General features: G+C 30.3%; 19 protein-coding genes and 1 pseudogene. 1 reads left to right on the forward strand and 19 read right to left on the reverse strand.

The window, feature by feature from the left end:
* Positions 1 to 452 (forward strand): annotated as a pseudogene (locus tag AC1EUY_RS13500) (IS1595 family transposase); the annotation flags it as partial.
* Between the two features lie 56 nt (positions 453 to 508).
* Here AC1EUY_RS13500 and AC1EUY_RS13505 read toward each other — a convergent pair.
* The 19 genes from AC1EUY_RS13505 to rfbF form a co-directional block, all read right to left on the reverse strand.
* Positions 509 to 1,915 (reverse strand): sugar transferase, encoded by a 1,407-nt coding sequence (locus AC1EUY_RS13505; RefSeq protein ID WP_480196072.1) that lies wholly within the window; start codon positions 1,913 to 1,915, stop codon positions 509 to 511.
* Positions 1,916 to 2,403: 488 nt separating this feature from the next.
* Entirely contained in the window at positions 2,404 to 3,033 is a 630-nt protein-coding gene (locus tag AC1EUY_RS13510; RefSeq protein ID WP_480196073.1) for a PIG-L deacetylase family protein, read from the reverse strand.
* Between the two features lie 5 nt (positions 3,034 to 3,038).
* Complete coding sequence (locus tag AC1EUY_RS13515; RefSeq protein WP_480196074.1) at positions 3,039 to 4,064, reverse strand: DUF354 domain-containing protein; 1,026 nt, start codon at positions 4,062 to 4,064, stop codon at positions 3,039 to 3,041.
* Between the two features lie 73 nt (positions 4,065 to 4,137).
* Positions 4,138 to 4,899: a hypothetical protein gene (locus AC1EUY_RS13520; protein ID WP_480196075.1), complete on the reverse strand. Its 762-nt coding sequence runs from the start codon at positions 4,897 to 4,899 to the stop codon at positions 4,138 to 4,140.
* Between the two features lie 35 nt (positions 4,900 to 4,934).
* Positions 4,935 to 5,948 carry a lipid II:glycine glycyltransferase FemX gene (locus AC1EUY_RS13525; protein ID WP_480196076.1) on the reverse strand — a complete coding sequence of 338 codons (1,014 nt, stop codon included), beginning with the start codon at positions 5,946 to 5,948 and terminating at the stop codon, positions 4,935 to 4,937.
* Between the two features lie 61 nt (positions 5,949 to 6,009).
* Positions 6,010 to 6,960 carry a glycosyltransferase family 4 protein gene (locus AC1EUY_RS13530; protein WP_480196077.1) on the reverse strand — a complete coding sequence of 317 codons (951 nt, stop codon included), beginning with the start codon at positions 6,958 to 6,960 and terminating at the stop codon, positions 6,010 to 6,012.
* Positions 6,957 to 8,816: an asparagine synthase (glutamine-hydrolyzing) gene (gene asnB, locus AC1EUY_RS13535; protein WP_480196078.1), complete on the reverse strand. Its 1,860-nt coding sequence runs from the start codon at positions 8,814 to 8,816 to the stop codon at positions 6,957 to 6,959. The genes AC1EUY_RS13530 and asnB (AC1EUY_RS13535) overlap by 4 nt, the downstream gene beginning before the upstream one ends.
* A 72-nt stretch (positions 8,817 to 8,888) precedes the next feature.
* Entirely contained in the window at positions 8,889 to 9,977 is a 1,089-nt protein-coding gene (locus AC1EUY_RS13540; protein WP_480196079.1) for a glycosyltransferase, read from the reverse strand.
* Positions 9,977 to 10,903: a glycosyltransferase family A protein gene (locus AC1EUY_RS13545; protein ID WP_480196080.1), complete on the reverse strand. Its 927-nt coding sequence runs from the start codon at positions 10,901 to 10,903 to the stop codon at positions 9,977 to 9,979. The genes AC1EUY_RS13540 and AC1EUY_RS13545 overlap by 1 nt, the downstream gene beginning before the upstream one ends.
* Positions 10,904 to 10,967: 64 nt before the next feature.
* Entirely contained in the window at positions 10,968 to 12,821 is a 1,854-nt protein-coding gene (gene asnB, locus AC1EUY_RS13550; RefSeq protein WP_480196081.1) for an asparagine synthase (glutamine-hydrolyzing), read from the reverse strand.
* A gap of 11 nt (positions 12,822 to 12,832) precedes the next feature.
* Positions 12,833 to 14,029, reverse strand: coding sequence for a glycosyltransferase (locus tag AC1EUY_RS13555; RefSeq protein WP_480196082.1), 1,197 nt, complete (start codon positions 14,027 to 14,029; stop codon positions 12,833 to 12,835).
* A complete protein-coding gene (locus AC1EUY_RS13560) occupies positions 14,022 to 14,669 on the reverse strand; it encodes an acyltransferase (protein WP_480196083.1) in 648 nt (215 codons plus the stop codon). The genes AC1EUY_RS13555 and AC1EUY_RS13560 overlap by 8 nt, the downstream gene beginning before the upstream one ends.
* Before the next feature lie 48 nt (positions 14,670 to 14,717).
* Positions 14,718 to 16,070 carry a lipopolysaccharide biosynthesis protein gene (locus AC1EUY_RS13565; RefSeq protein WP_480196084.1) on the reverse strand — a complete coding sequence of 451 codons (1,353 nt, stop codon included), beginning with the start codon at positions 16,068 to 16,070 and terminating at the stop codon, positions 14,718 to 14,720.
* Positions 16,063 to 17,307, reverse strand: a complete 1,245-nt coding sequence (locus tag AC1EUY_RS13570) for an O-antigen ligase family protein (RefSeq protein ID WP_480196085.1) — start codon at positions 17,305 to 17,307, stop codon at positions 16,063 to 16,065. The genes AC1EUY_RS13565 and AC1EUY_RS13570 overlap by 8 nt, the downstream gene beginning before the upstream one ends.
* Positions 17,308 to 17,338: 31 nt before the next feature.
* Positions 17,339 to 18,247 carry an NAD-dependent epimerase/dehydratase family protein gene (locus AC1EUY_RS13575; RefSeq protein ID WP_480196086.1) on the reverse strand — a complete coding sequence of 303 codons (909 nt, stop codon included), beginning with the start codon at positions 18,245 to 18,247 and terminating at the stop codon, positions 17,339 to 17,341.
* 1 nt (position 18,248) lies between these two features.
* Entirely contained in the window at positions 18,249 to 19,481 is a 1,233-nt protein-coding gene (locus AC1EUY_RS13580) for a methyltransferase domain-containing protein (RefSeq protein ID WP_480196087.1), read from the reverse strand.
* A 10-nt stretch (positions 19,482 to 19,491) separates the two neighbouring features.
* The gene (locus tag AC1EUY_RS13585) at positions 19,492 to 20,742 is read right to left on the reverse strand and encodes a UDP-glucose dehydrogenase family protein (protein WP_480196088.1); all 1,251 of its coding nucleotides are present in this window, start codon (positions 20,740 to 20,742) and stop codon (positions 19,492 to 19,494) included.
* On the reverse strand, positions 20,739 to 21,842 hold the full coding sequence (locus tag AC1EUY_RS13590; protein ID WP_480196089.1) for an NAD-dependent epimerase/dehydratase family protein: 1,104 nt from the start codon (positions 21,840 to 21,842) through the stop codon (positions 20,739 to 20,741). The genes AC1EUY_RS13585 and AC1EUY_RS13590 overlap by 4 nt, the downstream gene beginning before the upstream one ends.
* Positions 21,843 to 21,864: 22 nt before the next feature.
* Positions 21,865 to 22,647 carry a glucose-1-phosphate cytidylyltransferase gene (gene rfbF / locus AC1EUY_RS13595; protein WP_480196090.1) on the reverse strand — a complete coding sequence of 261 codons (783 nt, stop codon included), beginning with the start codon at positions 22,645 to 22,647 and terminating at the stop codon, positions 21,865 to 21,867.
* Positions 22,648 to 22,666: the final 19 nt, after the last annotated feature.

The raw sequence follows: 22,666 nt of genomic DNA on the forward strand, positions 1-22,666 counted from the left end.
AAAATAAGTCGCAGTTATAATACCAAGAAAAAGAAAGCCATTACAGCGATACAGCAACTTACCGATAATAGAAAAGGAAAGATTAAGCCCATACATATGATGATTTTTCGGAAAAGTCACCTTAATATTTTTATAAACCATATTAATAAACAAGCACAAGTGTTTACAGATTTATGGCGAAGGGACTGAGACCTATTGCCAAGGTTTATAACATTACTCAAATTGAAAGTACAAAAGGCTTAACTAACTTCAAAAAGCTATCTACACTATATCATAGATTAAATAAAATCATAGATTAGAATACCCTATTGTTGGATAGACGACTTTAATGCTAATCGATACTACAATGAGTTTTGCTTTAGAATTAGTGCTCGCAAAGTAAAAACTCAATATTTAATAATTTAATCACTAAAATGAATGAAAATAATAAAATTTATCAAACAAAATTATAAGTAATTAACTACTACTAAGCTCTATAATTCTTTAAAAGATATACAGTTAAAACCAATTATGCACTTCTTTTTCTCTTTATAAGAATATTATATAAAGCTTTAAAAAAGAATCTAGTATCAGTAAAATAAGGATCTTTAACTTTTTCTTTTAAATACTCTTTTTCTGCTTCTAAAACACTATTAACAGAACTTTTTCTATTCAAGGATACATAAGGAGGTATGCAACCAGGCTTTTGAGTTAACCTGAGCTTTTGAATTTCAATTGGAATGCTATTTTTAAAATATGAATAAGATACAGGTCTTATGCCTACTAGCTTCATTTCTCCTTTTAACACATTAAATAACTGAGGTAATTCATCTATCCAATATTTTCTTAAAAGTTTAGCCCATGGCACAACTCTAAAATCATTTGCTAATTTTCCTGTTTCAGAATATCCATTTTGTTCTAGAACATAATCTTGTAAATATTCAGAATAAGGGTGCATAGTTCTAAGTTTGTAAACACCAATTATTTTACCATTCTTACCTACCCTATTCATTTTAAATAAAGGTCCATAACTTGGGTTCATGTTATAATCAGGTTCTTTAACTTTTTTTGCTACAAAAAAATGAATATTATCAATAACCTTTACATCTATTATCTTAAAGCCACATGAAACCAACCTACCCAATGATTCTGCCTTAGATAAAAGGCGGTCTTGACCTTTTGAAAGACTGAAATAAATTTTATTCAAATATGGTAATTTAGGCAAAACTCTTTTAAATAAGAATATTGAAGCTGAATGCAAATTATTGATATAAGTATTAGAACTGAAACGTCTTTTATTCATTGCTGATTTAAAAGTTTCGAAACTACCAAATATTAACCCGTTTTTTGGTATTTGGTTATTTATCTCTTCTAAATACTTATTAATTCTTTTAAAACTATTCATCTTACTCAACATAATAACATTTCTTATGTTATTAAAATTGCTATAATTTGAAAGTTTTTCGCCAACTGGAATAACAAAATTATTGCTTGAGCGAAAATTAACATATTTTGAATAAAAATTATAGACTTCTAAACCTGCAGTTTCTAAAATTATGGTTTTAGCTGTAGATTCAAATTTCACATCAGCATTGCAACGCTCAGAATAATAATTATAAGCATTTATAAAATCTTCTTTCCATTCTTCATATGTCTTAACTGAAATTTTCTCTCTTTTACATATTTTTTTAATAGGCATATTACCTACCAAACCATCAACAACAATTCTTATTCTATCAATAGATGAAAAATCATTTATATTTTTTAATTCTGGTTTTAAAATACGATTTTCAACTAATCTTGGGATAGAATAAATCGCTCTATTCTCCTTCACAAGAACTGAATCTGAAGTAGCGCAATTTTCGTTTGAAGTTTTATTGATTTCAGAAATTAAACTTTCTAATTCGAAGTTATCATTTACTAATTCTTTTATCATAGCACACAATATAGATTTAACTTAATATTTAAATATTAAATTAGAAAACCCATAAGTAAGCGATAAAATTTGAAATCTTTTTAACTACAAAGATGAAAATATTTCAAAATGGGGCATACAAGGGGATTTCTTTTTATAGCTTTACAAATGTACATCTTTTTACGAAATAAACAATATTCTATTCTAAATAAATAAACTTATTACATTATTTAGACAACAAACGGTCAAAAATATTTAATGAATGTTAAGTATTATTTAAGAGCAAATAAATAACCTCTACCCAAGGATGCGAGGTATTAAATGGGAATTCTCTTTCTATTTCGACGCAAACGTCGGGGAATTAAACCCAATTGGGCTATTGCCCTACGATTAAAAATATTCAAGGTTAATTTAAAAAACTATAGCTAATAAAAAATAATTCTCTCATATTTACACAATAACCTTTCGAGCATTACATTCATTTATATTACCAAAAAAATGTAAAATTATCACGATATAATAATACGTAAAACTTCAAATGCTTCAGCAAAATTATTCTCAAATTGAGTACCCCTCGTTTTAGCTAAACCTCGTATAAAGTGCTTATCTAAATATGATCTATGTTCTTGTGTTTTATAACATTTTAATGCTTCAATTTTTTTAGCAATATGCCTTTCTTCTAATTTAATAAAACTTCTGGTTTCAAATACAATATTATTCCATGGAAGTTCATATCCCAGAATCGAAATTTTCTTAAAAACTCGTAAACCTTCTGAAGCAATTACCTGATGATCTTGATGAATATCATTTGGTGATGGAACAAAAACAAGGTCAGGTTCTATCTCATTTCTTAAGGATAGAATTTGTTCTAAGATTAACTGTCTATTAGCCGGAAAGTATCTTACCTTATTTTTGAAGATATAGCGATTTTCTGATTTTACCCCTAAAACATCCATTGCATCGTTAAATTCATAAACCAACTCGTCTTTTCTAAACCCTTTCGGAACTGAATCTTCGGCAATAGAAAATGAAGCAATGAAAACTTCTTTACCCTGTTCAATGAACTTTGCGATACTTCCTCCCATACCCAATTCTCCATCGTCTGTATGAGGAGCTAAAATTAATATTCTGTTATACATTCTTTTTAATTTATTAATGATTTAACAACCTTTAAGGTGTATTGAGTCAGATCAACACTATTTTGAATATAGTTTTCTGAGTTATTTTTAAATTTAATTTTTTCTGATTCTAAATTGTTAACCAAATCTTTGATATGTACGATTACTTTATCATTCATTTTTTCGAAGTGATATTTCAAACCCAATTTAGAAAACTTCTCATGTACCTTTATCCCTGGATAACCTATCAAAATATTAGGAATTCCTAAATAAGCAGCCTCGTTTGTCATAGCACCACTTTCACCAATTACCAAATCACAACTCGCTATAAAATCATGTATCTCATGAGGATTAATTTTGAGCTTAAATTTTTCTAAATTCTCTTTTAAAGGCTTTTCTGAAGATATAAAAACATGCCCTTTATTATCTAAAAAATTTATAAGCCACTCTAAGTCTTTATCGCTAATATTATCTAATTTTAAATCATGTGTAGCATTTAGAGATACCAATCGAAGCAAGAAAATACTTTCTTTTTGTGCGATTCCAAATTTTTGCTTAAAGTCAATTTTCTTTTTATAATAGTTTGGATGAAGATAAAAACTTTGGTGAAATCCTTCATAGCACACTTGTTTTTTACCGAATTTCTCTGGCAAAGCATTAGGAGTAAATATCATCTTAGTAAAAGGTTTATACAATCTTATTTGTTCCATATTGCCCGTATCTTCAAAGGTGATGTGTGGCTTTCTTAATATAAAGCTTGCATGAGCCGCATACATAGACCCCGCACTTATAAAAATATCAGGCTTAAATTTCAGGCCAATTTTCGTTAATTGTATATCAAATTTAACCAATCCGAAAACCTTACCAACCAAAGAGCCAAAATGTTTTCCTAGAGATATAAAATCAAAACCATTTGCTTTTAATAATTCTTTCTCAAACTCTCTCTCGCGACAGGTAAATAGCACCTTATTATTCTCCTTTAGTAATTCAATAGCAAGGTTTTTAAAATAATGTATATGAGCAGGGTGACCTATATCAATTAAAACTTTCATTTATAAATTATTGTTTACTGATTTTATTTCTTAGTTATAATGATACCAAAATCTATATAACTAATTTAATTATCTACTTTAATTTGCTTACAAAAAAATATTTTTTAACTACGTTTTTAATATTTTGAAAAACTAATTCTTTACTCCATAAATACAAACTATCATTCCATCGTTGAGGGTGAAAAGTAAACATAATTTGCTGTGGTAATTTCCCAGCATTAGCGTCACTAATAATATCATCTGTTTTTCCAAAAGAGATATCAAAACCAGATCTTACTTTATCTCTTACACTTACTTTGTTGCCGTCCCATTTTCGTCCTGTATCTGTTAAATAAAAAACCTGTGAGAAGTCTATATCAAAATATGGCTCACCTATAATGTCAAACTCACTATAATTATAATTTTTCCACAAATCTTTAGAGTCATATTTAGACATTGGACTACCATGCATACATATGGTTGAGACAGTTGTTAATTTTCTCAGTTTTGATAGATTGCTCTTAAAATCATCAATACCTCTTTCAACATTTCCATTGCAAGTAGTCAAGTTCTCATAATGATAGCCTATTTCATGTCCCAACCTTGAAATTTCCTTAATTATAGAAGCATCCCAACTTTCTGGCACTGCTCTAAAGTAGTAAACACCTTTTACACCCCTATCTGACTGTATTTGAGCAAATTTCAGAGAGTTTTTTGGAAGTAAATCAACATCATGTCTTAAAATTACAGTCTTTGGTGATGGTTTTATTAAAAATTCTCTAAAAGTTTGAAAATCATAACCTTGCTGTATTACAGCATCTAATAATTGTGTATATTTTTTTACTGTAAAGTCCATATTGTCAAAAATAATTAGGATTAAAAATCAATGCTTTATGTATTCTTTTTTATTAAAGTAATCACCTTTTTTCCTATTTTATATAAGAAAGAGTTTGCAATAAATAGAAATCTTCCATGCTCAACTTGTTCTCCTCCAAATCTCGATTTAAAATCTCTAACTCCATACGCTTCATCGGGTTTACCCGCTCCCATAAAATCAAATAATTTATAGCCATTTACTGATGCATATTCTATTCCTGCCCAAGTTGCTAGTGTACTAGGATAAATTTTTCGATATTCTCTATCTAGACCACACACAAACCATTCGTAAACAGCTCTGTCTTTTAAAACAACGAATAATCCTCCACCAACCACTTTCTCATTGTATCTAATTAATAAAAACTTGCCGATTTCTTGATTATAGATATTTAGGAAAAAATCAAGATCTGGTAATGGTGTTTTAACCTTGGTCTTATATAAATGATAAAGTACCTCATAATATTCACGAACATCTTTCGTGTTTTGGGCTTCAAAAATTTGAGCACCTTCTCTTAAACCTCTCTTAATGTTTCTTATTGTGCTTTTACTCATTCTTTTATTAATCTCATCGATATTCGAAGAACATACTAAGTGAAAGTTTAAATGAGCATTATATTGAAACCCTAATTTTTCAAAAACAGCACTGTAATTATCATAGTTATTGAAATTTCTTATTTCAATATAAATCACCTTCTTTTTAAGTTCTTTGATCAAATTAGATAGTAATAGCACTATTTCGTCAGTAGTAATGTCATTAGAAAAAACAGGTCCTCCATAGACGATAGCTCTTCTTGAAAAGAAAGACTTGATCCCTTTTTCTTTATGAATTACTGCAGAAACAACTGCTACGACCTTTAAATCTCTTTTAACTATAATTGTTTCTGTAGGATAGGCACAAGAATTAAAGAAATTAATCGCTTTAGGCGTTTGAAAAAAATTTAAATTACTAAAATTAAAAATTTCATTTAAGGGTGATTCTTCAATAACACCTGATATATTTATGACCTCATTTGTTTGATTTACTTTCATTGACTTCTGGTATGCAGTATATTAAATTTATTAAAATAATTAGGAACAATAAACATATTTACTACTTTATTAACTTATTGTAAATTTTTATTATTTCTTCGGCAACAGTTTCAGCATCAAGATGTTTTATATCTTCCCTTCCATTAGTTCGCTTATCAAATGATAATGCAGTCTCAATTTTCTCAACAGCATCATTAACATCAAAATCTATTAAATAGCAACCGTCTGTATTCTTTATGACCTCTTTTACATCACCAACATCAGTTGCTACCACTGGTATATTACAAGCCATGGCTTCTTTTATTACATTGGGAGACCCTTCATTGAATGATGATAAAATAAACGCATCACATGCATTTAAATAAACAGGTATATCTTTATGATCAATAGGGTATGGACTAAGAAGCATAAAATTTTTACTTGTAATTTTTTCTGATGCTTTTTTTACTAAATCAAAATTTTTCACCGCAAGGGTTTCGCTAGCCAAGAACAAAAGCACTTTTTTATCCTCATCTATACGTAATATTTTTCGACACTGTTCTTTTGGCATGGGCTTAAACATCTTAAAGTCAACACCATTGGCAATTATACTACACTTCTCTTTTTTATTTACTTTTTCAAGAATGCTTTGAGATTTTACAATAATTGCCTTTGGTTTTATCAAAGAGAGCCTAGTCAAAAAAGTTAATACATAACTTTTTAATTCTCTTTTTCCTGATAAACTATACGTACCGTTTATATCAGAACCCATAATCGATAGTACTATTGGCTTCTTTACATTTGCTATAGTACATAGAAGACCAATTAAACCATAATGAGCGTGAATTATATCATAATTTTTAGCTTCTTGTCTTAATGATTTAATATTGTTAATATACCCATGAATTCCCTTACCAATAACTGGAAAATAATCAAGTTGTATTCCTTTCTTTTTAAGAGATTCTCCTTGATTTTTCACTAGAGTTGAAATTCCAGACTTTGTATTACCGCTGCTTACAAATAGTACTTTCATGTAATATTCTGATTTAACATAATCATTGCCCAAATGAAATTGCCATTATCTTCTAACTTTTGTTTATTTCTGCTAACGATTTCATTTACGGTGTCTTTTTCGAGTATTTCTTTAACATTTGCCAGATTTGAGTAAATCGTTTTTTCAAAGGAATCTTCGCTAAACCAATCTCTTAGAGGAATACCAAATCCTTTTTTAGGTGCATTTAATATACTATCAGGTAGTTCCTTGCCAATTGAGTTACGTAAAACACTTTTTCTTTCCCAGCCTTGCATTTTTACTTTTTTATCGACATGTATCATAAACTCAATCAATCTGTGATCTAAAAACGGTACACGAGTTTCTAATGAATAGGCCATACTCATTCTATCAACTTTGACTAAATAATCATTTGGAAGTCCTAATTTAAAGTTTAGATACATCATTTTATAAAACTCGTCTCTATAGGTACATTTAGACATCACTTCAGAAAAATATTCTTCAACAGGGTAAATGTTCTTTACTCCCGATGTCAGTTTTTTTATGGTATCATAATCTGTATAGGTGCCCTTTTTAATCATTCTTTCGTTAAAGGGCATCGTTGATGTTTGAAATATGTCTTGAACTTTATTTAATTTGAGACGCATTTTCCCTGAAAAAGGAGCTTTCAAGAAGTTGATCATACTGGGTGCCGTTCGCTGAAATAATGAAGGAAATTTCTGATACATTTGGGCAATTTTAATACCAGCATATGAATTGTACCCTGAAAGAACTTCATCACCACCATCGCCTGTTAACACCATTTTTACCTTTTGAGCAGCAAATTTTGATACATATCCGGTAGGAATAGCTGAAGAGTCTCCAAAGGGTTCATCGTAATGAAATGTAACTCGTTTTACAATTTCATCAAAGTCATCTGGATCAACTGTATTTATATGATGTGTTGCCTTAAATTTATTCGCAACTTCGAGTGCCAATTTACTTTCATCAAATTCTCTTTCGGGAAAACCTATAGTAAAAGTATTTACGGGAAAACTCGAAATTCTTGACATTGCAGCAACTACTGAAGAGGAATCGAGACCTCCACTTAAAAAAGCACCATAAGGCACGTCAGATCTCATTCTTATTTTGATGGCATCTCTAAATATTGAATCAAATTGTTCATAAACATCCTGTTTGTTTGTATTCATATTAGATTCATCAATCTCAGGTAAATCCCAATATTTATACTCTTGTGCTTTGCCATTCTTTACTATAATAAAATGACCTGCCTTTAGTTTGAATATATTTTTATAGAAAGTGTGAGGTTCTGGAATATTTGTTGAAACTAGATAAATTTCGAGTAAACTAAAGTCGGGAGTTTTAGGAACACCATAACAGAACAGTGACTTTATTTCAGAACCAAAAACAAACGTATTTTCAAAAGTTGTATAATGTAGTGGCTTTTCACCTATTCTATCTCTTGACAAAAATAATTCTTGTTTTGACTCGTCCCAAAGAGCAAATGCCCACATACCATTAAACTTATTTTGACAATCATGACCCCAAGCTCTATATGCCTTAATAATTACTTCTGTATCAGAATTTGTGCGGAATTGAAAGCCTTCTTTTTTTAATTCCTCTCTTAATTCAATATAATTGTAAATCTCTCCATTAAAAACCAATACTATTTTACCATCTTCACTATACATAGGTTGATCACCCGTATCTAAATCAATAATTGATAGTCTTCTATGACCGAGTCCAATATTTTTATTTATAAAAAATCCTTCACCATCAGGCCCTCTATGCTCGATTATATCAGTCATTCTTTTAAGTCTGTCTTTATCGATTGGCCTGTCTTTATCAAAAGAAAAAATACCAGTTATACCACACATAAAATAATGTATTTATATATTAAAAGTCTAAAAAAAGTAGTTATTAAAAACTAAACTCAACTTTTAAACTTTTTATTTTAAAATTAAATTATACTCGTTCATAAATCTAGAAATCATTTTTTCCATGTTAAATTCTTTAACTACCCGCTCCTTTGCTTTATTACCAAATTCTTCTCGCTTATTTTTATCTTCTAAAAGCGTAATTATTCGATTTGTCAATTGATCTACTGCTTTTAAAGGAATTAAAAAGCCCGAAATATTATTTAATATGAGTTCGCTTGTACCTCCTCCAAAAACCGCAATAGTAGGTTTTTCTAACGCACAAAACTCTAATAACGTATTTGAAATCCCTTCTCCGTGAACAGGACTTGACATTAAAACACCTATATCACAAATATTCATAATCCTTTCAACATTTGACTGCTTTCCTAAAAAAAGGACTTTACTTTTATTCTTATTATTCACCATTGCTCTGTACATGGTATCGTTTCCTGAACCAATACATAAGAAAGTAACATCATACTCTTTTGAAAGCACATTATTTGCAGCCTTGATATAAGATTCATAGTCTTTCAAATGTGAAAAAGATGCAACCATACCAATAACATACTTGGTTGTAATATCAAATTCTTTTCTTACTTCTTTAGGGTCTTTTAAATTGGCTACTCTTTCAAAATTAAACCCATTATAAATAACTTCGCTTTTATTTTTAGGAGCGCTATAGGCACTTAAGCCTGCATAGGTATTCGATATAATCTTATCAGAAAATTTAAAAGTGAGTTTATGCCCAAGTAAAGAATTACCAACCTTAGGCGGAGCATCGGTAACTTGATTGTTTATCATAGGTATGCCTAATAACACTTTTGCGGGGATTGCGTATATAGCAGCCATATTTCCCCAAACATTAATAATATCAGGGTTAAATTTTCTTGCTATTTTATAGAATTTGAGAAACACTCTAGGATCTTTTTTAAGCTTTCTACGTGGTGTAAAATGAATTTTAATGGGAAGATCTAATATCTCTTTGTAATGAATATCTGTTTTTGTTAAAACAAGTTCTATTTGAACATCTTTGTTAGTTGATAAACCTTTTATCAACTCAACTAATCTTCGTTCTTTCCCTCCAGACTGTAAACTTTCAATAAAAAAAAGTACTTTCATTAATTTGCTTTTTGCTTACGTATTTTTAATATTAAGAACGATGGAATAAGTAGTATAAGAGCTATGATTTTATCTGTTGTCTCATTAAGCTCTTTTAAAACAGTCATTGGTCTTTTACCAGCTCTAAAAGAAGACGTCCAAACACCGATATAGCTTTTTATTATATCTTTTGAATTTAGCATTTTGCGTATTTTGGGCAATATTGTATTGACCCACCAAATGGCGTAGTAATTCTCAACTTTGAGCGTGCCAATTGATTTATTCTTTACCTTCATTAATTGATTTCCTGCGTCTTGATAGTAAATTCTTAATGGCACATTTAAATAAAGTGTTTTATAAGCAATGGCAATCTGATTCCAAACAAAGCTTTCAGGAAAAAAATTGGCTCCCTCTAATTGGGGAAACTTGAACTTTTTCAATACATCAACTCTTATACATCCCCATTTTTCGCCTTTCACTTTGTATTTATATACCATTTCTAAATAATCGGAGATCATTTCATGATGTGGAAATTTATCTCCAACAATCATGTTTTCTTCATCTAGGCACAATACAGATATACCAGATAAATGTTTATCTTTATTTTTCTCCCAATACTCGTCAAAAATTGCTACTGTAGTAGAGATAAACCCATCGTCAGAATCAGCAGGTATCAATAATTCTCCCTTGGCTTCATCGATAGCCTTATTAAATGCGATATGCTTACCGCTATTTTTCTGATGAAAGATTCTTACAGAAAAATCAGCCTTCGCTTCATATTGATCTAATAATCCTTCAATACCATCTTCTGACCCATCGTTAACGATTAACCACTCAAAATTCATGTTCGTTTGAGCGTTTAAACTCTCCCATACCCTATGAATCGTATGTTTCCGATTATATATTGGAGTAAACACGGTAAATTTAGGATTACTTTTTAATGACATCGCTTGTTTTAATTTAAATATCTATCGTATAATACACAAAATGTTTGTTGTTAACCATATCATATTATTGATTTTTTTGCTGTATCAACCATTCATTAAAGAATAACAACGACCATATTTTTCCGCTGTAATCTCGTATTCCTTTTTGATGATAGTCGAGTATTTTCTTTACATGTTCTTTACTTAAATAATTGTATATAGGTGTGCTCTCCATAAGGTTCTCGTAGGCATATTTCTTTAAATTTCCTTTAAACCATGCATTTAAAGGAACCGCAAATCCTTGTTTTTTGTGCGCTAAAATTTCGCTAGGTAAATAACCTCTGAATGCTTCTTTTAATAGATACTTCTTAGTAGTATTTTTCATCTTTAAATTTGACGGAATCTTAAAACTGAGCTCTGCAAATTTATGATCTAGCAGTGGCACCCTTGCTTCTAAAGAATTCATCATAGAAGCTCTATCAACTTTAGTTAAGATATCATCAATCATATATGTATGCATATCTAAATGCTGCATTCGACTCAAAAAATCTCCTTTAAATGAATTAAGCATCGAGGTTTTTATGTTTTCTGATCGATACTTTCCTAATTTTTCTTTTACTTCAAAGTTAAATACTTTTCTACGCTCGACTTCTTTCCAAAGATTAAAATAGGCTCCAATATTATTTTTATCTTTTGAAAGATAATAGGTCATCCCTTTTCCAAACATATAATCAGGAATCATTTTATTAGCCGCAGCATAGAACCATTTAAAATTATTGTTCTTTTTATAAAGAGAAAGCATTTTACTATATGAATTGTAGCCTGCGAATAATTCATCTCCTCCATCACCAGATAGTGCTACTGTGACATGCTGTCTAGTATATTTAGAAACATAATATGTGGGTATAGCAGAGCTATCAGCAAAAGGTTCATCATAAGCACTTACCAAATTGGGTAAAAGCTCAATAGACTCAGGCTCTACAATAAATTCATGATGATCAGTTTTATATTTTTCAGCAATTAAACGGGCATATTGTAATTCGTTATATTTCTCTTCTTTGAAACCAATTGAAAAGGTCTTTACTGATTTATTTGAATTTAAACTCATTAAAGCCACTACAATGCTGGAATCTATTCCGCCACTCAGGAATGCTCCTAATGGGACATCGCTTATCATTCTCATTTTAACCGCCTCCTCTAGGGAGTGATAAATCATCTCTTTCCAATAAGATTCAGTTTTCGAATAATCGGGCTCAAAATTAATACTCCAGTAAGCTTTTATTGATAATTTATCATTCTTATGCGGTTGTAAAACAAACGAATGCCCTGGTTTTAACTTATTTATTTGTGTATAAATAGAAGTATCTTTTGGAGTATAACCGTAAGCAAAATAATGATCTAGTGACTCTAAACTTATGTCTTTTTTAATATTCTGAGAAGTAAGAATAGACTTTATTTCTGACCCCCACACGAATTTTTCATTATCTATATAATAATGAAAGGGCTTTATGCCAAATCTATCTCTTGCACCAAAAAGTTGTTGTTTTTTATCATCCCATATTACAAATGCAAACATACCTCGTAAATACTGAACGCATTCTTCACCAAATTCTTGATACAATAATAAAATAACTTCGGTATCAGTATTTGTTTTAAACTTATATCCCTTATTTTCTAAATCTTTTCTAAGTGATTTAAAATTATAAACCTCACCATTAAATGTTATCCAAAGTGAGTCATCAGCATTTGAAAGTGGTTGATGACCCGTATGTAAATCTATGATACTTAATCGCCTGAATCCCAAACCTACATTTTTATTACAATAGTGACCTTCATCATCAGGACCCCGATGAACAATCAAATCAGACATTTTTTTAAGCTCTTCAAAAGCTACATGCCTATTTTTGTCAAAATATATTTTACCCGCAATTCCGCACATTTACACTGTTTTTATTTTAGAAATAAGTTCAATTTATCTGAATATTCTTTGTAATTAAATGTCGTCTTACCTAATTCATATCCTTTTATCCCTATTGTATTCGCTAATTCGGGCTGTTCTGTAACCAATTTAATTTTTGATGCAAAGTTTTCAATGTCATTCACGTTCGCTATTAATGCATTAACATTATCTTCGAAAAACTCGGTAATTACTCCAGAATTAGAAGTAATAATGGGTCTCTTCGATGCTAAATATTCGCAAATTTTAAAAGGAAACCTAGCCTGATCTTGTAGATTATCTGTTATGGGTATCAATAGAGCAGCAGACGATTTATACAAAGCCACAAGTTTTTCATAGGGTATGTTTGATAATGTCTCTACATGAGCTCTTATTTCTTTTTTACCCTCAATAAAGCGCTCAATATATTTGATCTCTTCATAACTGCCACCAATAACTAATTTTAAGTCAAACCCCATTTTATACGTTTCTGACTCAGCATATGTTTTTATTATGAACTTAATAATATCAAGATAGGCCGCCGAACCACAAAATAAGAAATAAGATGCAACATTCTCATCCTTTTCTATAGCATTAAAAAAAGAGAAATCTATAATTGGAGGAATCTTTACAAATTGTGTTTTAGGTGACACTTTATTTAAATGATTCTGTAGAAATTTACTTATTACTATGACCTTATCTGCATACTTATAGAATTGATAATCAAATTTTCCTATTGATGTATCTATTACAGTTTTATCTCTATTTCCAAGTGAATCGACAAATTCAACATAATCATAAATGAGTTTCATATTAAATAGCCTTGAAAGTCTATAATAATATTTTAACTCGCTTAAATGTGTAGAATTATTAAATATAAATAAAGCATTTTTAAAAATTCTGTAATAAATAAGAAGTAAGAGCTCTACTATTCTACCAATAACTTTAAATACATTTCGAATAATAAAATTAGTTGGTCTATATGGAATAAGCGATGCGTAATAATATTCAATAGTGTTATAACGACCATGGTTAACTATTCTCTCACGATCAACAGTTTGCTTTGAATGCGAACCTCTTTGATTGATAACAGTAACCTTGAAACCAGCCTCTACAAGCGCTTTGGATATTTGTATTTGGCGTTGTATCGCTGCCGAACCAAATGGAAATCCATTAGCTCCCATATATAGTACACTTTGCTTTTTATTCATCAACCAATTTCTTTATGACTTTACAAGGGGTGCCTCCTGCTATTACGTTAGCGGGAATATCACTCACTACAAGGCTGTTTGCTCCTATCACTGTATTATCTCCAATACTTACTCCTTTAAGAATAACAGAATTTATTCCTAACCAAACATTGTTTCCAATTACTACAGGGGCATTTTTAATATCTTCACTCGTATGTCTTTTCTTGGGGTTTACAGGGTGCCAGTCAAAATCGGTAATTAAAACATTCGCCCCCGCTAATACATCATTTCCAATAACTATAGAATTAGCCGCCCCTATGGTTGTACCACTGAATGCAGAGCGATCTCCAATTTCTATTTTGGCATTTTCATTAAAAGTTGCTAAAATGCATTTTCTGTTTAAGCCAATTAGATTTGATCTTTTATCTGATCGAAATGAACAGTTTAGGCCTATACTTATTTTACTATTGTAGCATCTATTTATTATTGGTGTACCAAAGAATTTACTTTTGCTTGCAAGTGACACTCCCTTTATTCTAAAAATGAATCTTGAAATGAAAGTAGAGTATTTTTGCCATATTAATAACCTATACTTTCTTAGTTTACCAAATATAAAACCTGAAAAGTCGGTCATCATTTTTTCTTTGATTTTTGCTATCACAATAGTTTAATTATAATTAAACATTCTTTTAACGAAAAAAAACATACGCTATTTTATCCATATTCCAGTTGCTCGATTATTAATCACTTTTTTATAATGTAAAGGTGCTATTAGAATACCATAGAAATTACTTAATATCATTGCTATGAGTATACTTTCTACCCCCCAATTCATGTATTTTATTAACACTAAGGAAGTAAGTATGAAAACAACAATTTCTAAAATAGAACTATACATTTGCAATTTAATATAACCAATACCATTAATAAATGTTCTAAACACCCCACCGAAAGTCAAACAGGCAAAGTATATAACGAAAGTTAATGAAAGTTGGAATGGTACAGTTATTTTATCTCCAAGCCATATTTTAAAGAAAATATTAGCAACAAATAACATAATAATACCCATAATAACTATACCTAACCAAATGTATAAAAGCTTAGATATTGTGTTTTTTATCCATGTAAAATCTTTTTTTGCCCATGCTTCTGTATATGCAGACCAAAACGGCATAATAATAATTGAAAATGCCATAAGCATTACAGAAAAATATTTATAACCTACGTTATAGACCACTACTTCATCTGGCCCAAACGATTGAGCAATTATAATATTACTAGATTGATAAATTACTAAACTTGATATCTGAATAATAAAAAATTTAAATCCTAACCCTAATAAATCCTTAGCGTATTTAAAATTTACATATTTAAATGACGGAGCTATTTCTTTATAATCATTATTATAAAAATATATAGATACTGCTAGTAATATAATTATCGGAACTACGCTCAAAACCCACCCAATATATATTAAAGATCCTTCTGTGGTTTTTGTCAATATAAATATTAGAACTAAAGAGATGAGATTGCCAGCTGGACCAAATGTATTTGATATTGCTGGTCTTTGATCTGCAGTAAATATTGTCCCAATAAGTTTGATAACAAAATTTAAGAAGAAAAAGCCAAAAACAATAAAAGACAACTGTGTCAATTCACTTGCTAATTCATTATCTGTATTTAAAATTTTGGGCCAATCTATGTAAAAATTAGCAATGAAAAATAAAATTGAAACACAGCCCATCACAATTGATAAAATAGCATACGTAGTGCTCACATAACTTTTAGCCAACTTAAATTCTTTATGAGCTAAAGATTCGGCAAGTTTGTTCTTTAAACCATTGCCTAAACCAATTTCAAAAAAAGAAAACCAAGAAATAAATGAAGTAAGTGTTAACCAAATACCATATTTAGTTTGGTCAAGATAATCTAATGTAACTCTTATCATTAAAAATCCTACAATAATGCTTACAGCCTTTATTGCAAGTGAAGCAGCAATATTCTTTTTTGCTTTTACCGTACGTTCATGTCCTTTAAAAAATTCACTAATTTGTTTAAGCATCGATTCGATTTTTTTCAATGCTTTTTTGTACATAATACCGATCAGCAATTAATGCAACTAATATACCCGTTTCAAAAATCACAAATGTAACTAGCGTCAGATTTGCCAAAGCAAAGCCCAACACCCCTAAGAATGGTGACCACATCCCTGTAATCTTGGTATTTCTATATAAGCGTTTAAGTAAAAGAAATAAAAAAGTTAAAAAGAAAAACGCACCAATAATTCCATATCTATATAATAAAGAGAGATAACCAACATGTATTTGAGAAGATCTACCCTTAGTTATTCTAACCATATTATAACGTTGGTAACCTGTTCCTTCCATTCCTCCTCCATATTTCCAATCTCCATGTCCTATAAAGGGTTTATCCCAAAATAATAAATTAAATGTTTTAAAAGCAAGTAACCTGGTACTTGCTACTTTAAATTTTTTATTTTTTTCAAGTATCCTATCATTTACTATTCCCATTAAATCAATACCAACAGCTTGTAATGCAGAAGAAGAAATTATAACTATCATCGGTATTATTATTATAAGCTTCATAAATCTCATAATTCGATTTTCATAATTGATAAAAATCATATAGAATACAAGAATAGTATTGACCATTATCCATCTTCCTTTGGTGAGAAAGGCAAATGTTAAACCTAGCATTAAAAATGGAAATATTTTCTTCTTTCGTTTATCTATGTCTTCTAAAATAATTAAAAATATTGGTACAAAACCTAAACCAGTAGCCAACATACCTCCTGTTCCAATCCATGAATAAATTGAATATAACCTATTATCATTATCACTTTTTAAAACTATATCTTTATCATCATCAATTGTTGGGGCCATAAACATATTTGCATCTAAAACTTGCTGTAAAACAATTAATATGAAAGCACTTATTAAAATATATTTACTATACTTTAATATTGAAGCATAATACTTTCGACTGAACGTTAAATTTTCAATAATAAATGCTAAGTTAAGCCCTCCAATCAATGGGTTTTTAAATAAATAAATAATTTTGAAATCTCGTTGCAATAAATATAAATCAACATAGAATTCCCAACAAGTAAATAGTAGATAAAAAAACAAATATTTTGGAAAGACAATAGTGTCTCTTTTTTTAAATACAAGTAATAAAATAACCCCAATAAAAGAAAATAACTGTATATTTTTCTTAAAATCAGTATTTAAGATGTCAAGCATAATATAGGCTGTGAAAGGTCCAAATACTATAAGCATAAGGAGTATTCTACTATATTTGAATGCTATGTTATCCATGGTTTTTATAATAGTCTATTGTTCGTTTTAATCCTTCGGTTAGAGAAGTTACGGGCTTCCAACCTATTTTTTTATAGGTATTTTCGATATTGGCATTTTTTTCTTGTTCCATGAGTCTATCGTTGATTGCTCCATAAATCGGAATAATAGATGGATTAATAAGCTGTACTGTCAAATCTACGATTTCGCGAATAGATACTGATTTACCATTTCCAATTTCTATGGTCTCACCTTCTATTCCTTGAGCAGTCAGCATAGATAGCAAGCCTTCAGTGACATCATCAACAAAAATCCAATCAACCATCCTAACACCACTTGTTAATTCTGGTGATTCTCCCTTTAATGTTTTCAAAATAGTGTAGGGTATTAATTTTGTTCTATCTACCTGACCTGGACCATATACCATATAAAGTGCAGCCATACTAATTGGTGTACCATATAATTTATGAAACATTCTTGCATAATTACTCACCGCTATCTTGGCCGCTGCATAAGGCGAACTAGGGATTTTTACCTCATTAGAATTACCTTCTTCAAACGAACCTGCTAAAACCAATCGTTTACATTTGAATTGCTGAACTGCATTCATAATATTCAAAGAGGTTATTAAATTGTCTTTAAAGGTACTATATACATATTCAATATCTCTAGCCCCTAAAACATGACTCGCTAAATGAATAACATAGTCTGGTTTAACTTCTTCGAACAACCCTAATACAAAATCGTTATCGCTTAGATCACCTTTATACCATTTAAGATTATTCTGATTCTTTTGAGCTTTTCTTGAAACTCCAAAAACATTTGCGCCAACCTCAGTTAATTTTTTAGATACGTTTTTACCTATAAATCCTGAAGTTCCAGTAACTAAAATTTTTGCATCTTTAAGTTCTTGAAAATTCATTTCAAAAAATTAAAAGTTCTGGCACAAAGATCACAAATTTACCGCCCCAATCATTAATATAAGATAATTGAGTACTAATCTCATTTTTTAAATTCCAAGGAATGATAATAATATAGTCGGGTTTCTCATCTTTTAATACTTGTTCTTCGACAACTGGAATATGACTACCTGGCAAAAACTTATTCTGTTTATGCGGTGATAAATCAACTACAAATTGAACTAAGTCGGTACCCTTAATGCCACAGTAATTAAATAAGGTATTTCCTTTAGATGCAGCCCCATAGCCAGCAACTTTTTTACCTTTTTTCTTCTGTTCAATCAAAAAAGACCACGTATCATATTTAATCTGTTCTATTTTTTGTTGATATCCCGCATAATAATTGAGCTTATTAACTCCTTTTGAGGTTTCTTCGACTATTAATTTTCTTACATTGGCTGTTACTTTCTTTGATTTATCTTCTATATGTTTGGCAAAAATTCGTAATGATCCTCCATGAGTAGTTACTTTTTCTACATCAAAAAGTTCTAAGCCCTGAGATTCGAATATTTTACTAACTGTATAGAAAGATAGGTATGAGAAGTGCTCATGGTATATGGTGTCAAATAGGCAATCATCTATCAATCTAACCAAATGCGGAAATTCCATCGTGATCACTCCGTCTTCTTTTAAAGCGATTTTCATACCTCTAACAAAATCATTAATATCAGGAACATGGGCTAATACATTATTCCCTAAAATCAAATCGGCCTTGATTCTCTTATCTTTTAGTTTTGTTTTTGCAAGTTCGCTTCCAAAAAAGTCAACAATCGTTTTTATTCCCTTTTCCTCTGCAACTTTTGCTGTGTTTGCGGTAGGGTCGATACCCAATACTGGAATATTTCTCTCTTTGAAGTATTGAAGTAGGTATCCGTCGTTTGATGCAATTTCAATAATTTGCGAATCTTCATTATAGCCAAATCGAGCTATCATCATATCTACATAAGCTTTAGAGTGTTTAAGTAGCGATGTTGAATACGATGAAAAGTAGGTATATTCTTCGTCAAAGATATTATCGGCCTTTTCCATTTCGTCAACTTGTACTAAAAAACAACTATTACAAACAAATATCTTTAATGGATAATAGCTTTCTGGTTGGTGCAATTGTTCCTTTGAAAGCATTGCATTAGAAATGGGTGCGTAATCTAAATCGGCAAATACAGTGGTTAATTTTGTGTTACAGTGACGACAATTCATAGTTTCTTTTTCAATAAAAATATCTTAAATCGAAAACATTTTTTTGGTTGATACTTTTTTCTTTCTCTTTAAATTCTTTCCATGTAGTAATAACAACTACATTATCTGTTTTTCTTAGTAGTTCTTCTAAAGAATTTTCATAACCAATGTCAAAATTAGGATATGCCTCTTTAAAAGATTCATTTGCTACTGGATCATAGGCTATGATATTGTTATAACCATTATCTAATAACTTTTCAATAATGTCTTTACTTGGTGTCAATCTTACATCGTCTGATTCGGGTTTAAACGATAAACCTAAAATGCCGATCACCTCGTGTTTTTTAACTTTAGATAGTATTTTATTTGTTGCAAAATCTTTAATCTTATTATTGATTTCAAGGTTCCCTGAAAGAATATGAGGGGTGACACCATATTCTTTTGCAATACTATTCAAAGCAGCGGTATCTTTTGGCAAACAGTACCCACCATATCCACAACCCGGATAAACATAGTTTGCCATGGCAGCTGGATTACCCGACCACCGTTTATCTTCATGAAGAACCCTAAATGCCTTTGGTATATCTATATCACCAATACTATCAGCTATCATTGACATTTCATTAGAATAACTAATCAACGTTGAAAATAAAGTGTTGGAAAGGTATTTAATAAACTCTGCCGAGTTATAAGAAACATAATGAATAGGTGCCTCAAAAGGTTTATAGATTTTATCTAAGACAACCTTTGATCGTTCATCTTCAACACCAATTACTACTCTATCTGGTTCAATGAAATCTTCCCAACAATACCCCTCTCTTAAAAATTCGGGGTTTGAAGCTAAGCCAATATCTCTGTTTATCTCTTTTAACTTTTCTTCTATAAAAGGTTTCACCTTTTTCGAAACAGTTGAAGGCGGAACCGTAGATTTTGTGACAATTACCTTAAATTTCTTGTCTTCAACATTCAATACTTGTTCTATTGCTCCTAAAAGATATTTAAGGTCTGCACTTCCATCTTGAGAAGACGGTGTCCCAACACAAATAAAAATAGCTTCACTTTTTTTAATTGCTTCATTAAAAGGCACATCTAAATGAAAGGTATTGCCTAACGTTTCTTGTAAAACTTCTTTTAAATGAGGTTCATGAAAAGGAATTTGATAATTCTTAAGCATCGTAAGTCTATCTTGATCAATATCAATACCGTAGGTTTGAAATCCTTTTTTACTAAACCCCAATCCCGTTGTTAAACCAACAAATCCTAAACCTAATATAGTAATCATAATAGTTGTCCGTTATTTTCTTTTAAAAATTGTAAATACCTACCGATTCCTTCATCAACATATATTGTTGGATTAAAATTTAAAATATTCTTTGCTTTTGATATATCAGGACATCTTCTATTAGGGTTGTCCTCCATATAGGCTTCATCATTAGAAATTTCAAATACTACCTCACCCTTATAATCGTAGATATGCTTAGCATTTTTTGAGAAAAGCTCGGCAAACTCGGCCACTGAAACTTCAGGCTTATCAATCCCAATATTAAAAGCTTCTAGTTTACCGTATAAGAGTATTTTTAGATAACCTGTTATGGCATCTGATATATAACAAAATGTTCTTGTTGGCTTTCCATTAGAATACATTACCAAATCACGTCCTTCATGTACCGCTTTGGCAAAATCTGCTGGTAATCTTTTATCATTAATATTCATACCTGGACCGTAATTGTTAAATGGTCTTGCAATAGAAACAGGCATATTATATTTTTGATTGTAGATATAACAAATTGTCTCTCCAAATCTTTTTGCTTCATCATAGCAAGCTCTAGGTCCCATAGTATTTACATTACCTCTATAATCTTCGCTTGTGGGTATGAATTCAGGAAAAGGGTCTCCATAGATTTCACTACTTGAAAAAAATAAGAAACCATCGATACTTTTGGTTTTATAATAATCAAACATTTTTCGTAAACCGGTAATATTTGCATCTATAGTTTCTTCTGGATAAATTCTGTAAAACGTAGGAGAGGCGATAGATGCACCATGTATTATCAAGTTCGCATCTTCAGCACCTTCAACTGTTGCGATATCATCTGTAATTACATTAAACTCTTTTAAAATTACCTTTTCATTTTTCTGATGCAATGTTTCTAACCAGTCTCGGGTACCTGTTAAAAAATTATCTAACCCAATGATTTTATTTATTCCTAAAGTATCTGCATGAATTGAGAAAAACTGCATAAAGTAATAACCTAAAAACCCTCCACATCCAGTTATAAGAATTGTTGAGTTATTAAATTTTTCTTTTTCTTTTGAAGATAATTGATCTAAAATATAAACCATATCTTCTTTTAAAATCTTGTTTTCTTGTAATTTTTCCATTAATAGATTTTATGTTTTTACGTTATTCCCAAATTTTCCAAGGTGGATTTTTTTCATCCCATAATTGCTGAAGTACTTCTTTGTCTCTCAAGGAGTCCATACTTTGCCAAAAGCCATGATGCTTATAAGCAGATAGTTTATTTTCTTTAGCTAAATTTTCCATAGGCTCCCTCTCCCAAATAGTTAAATCTCCTTTTATATAACTAAATATCTCTGGTTCTAAAACAAAAAAACCTCCGTTAATCCAAGCTTGATTACCATCACCTTTAGGCTTTTCTCTAAAACTCTTAATCGTTGATTCTCCTTTATCTAAATTAAATACTCCATACCTACCTGGGGGCTGTACAGCCGTCAGCGTTGCATATTTATTATTTTTTATATGAAATTCTAGTAGCTCTTTTAAATTGACATTGCTTACCCCATCTCCATAAGTAAGAAAAAATCTTTCGTCACCAATATACTCTTTTATTCTTTTTACTCTACCTCCAGTCATACTATTCTCACCTGTATCAACTAGAGTAACTTTCCAAGGTTCAGTATTATTTCTATGAATCTCAATTTCATTATTTCTAAGATCAAATGTGATATCAGACGATGCTATAAAGTAATTGGTAAAGTATTCTTTTATCATATTACCTTTATAGCCACAGCATATAACAAATTCATTAAAACCATAAGATGAAAAGATTTTCATAATATGCCAAAGTATTGGCCTATGCCCTATTTCAACCATTGGTTTAGGTCTAACACCTGTTTCTTCACTTAGACGTGTTCCGAATCCTCCTGCCAATATTACTGTTTTCATTTTGATTACTTTTTTATAT

This window comes from Maritimimonas sp. 2210JD6-3, assembly GCF_056591795.1.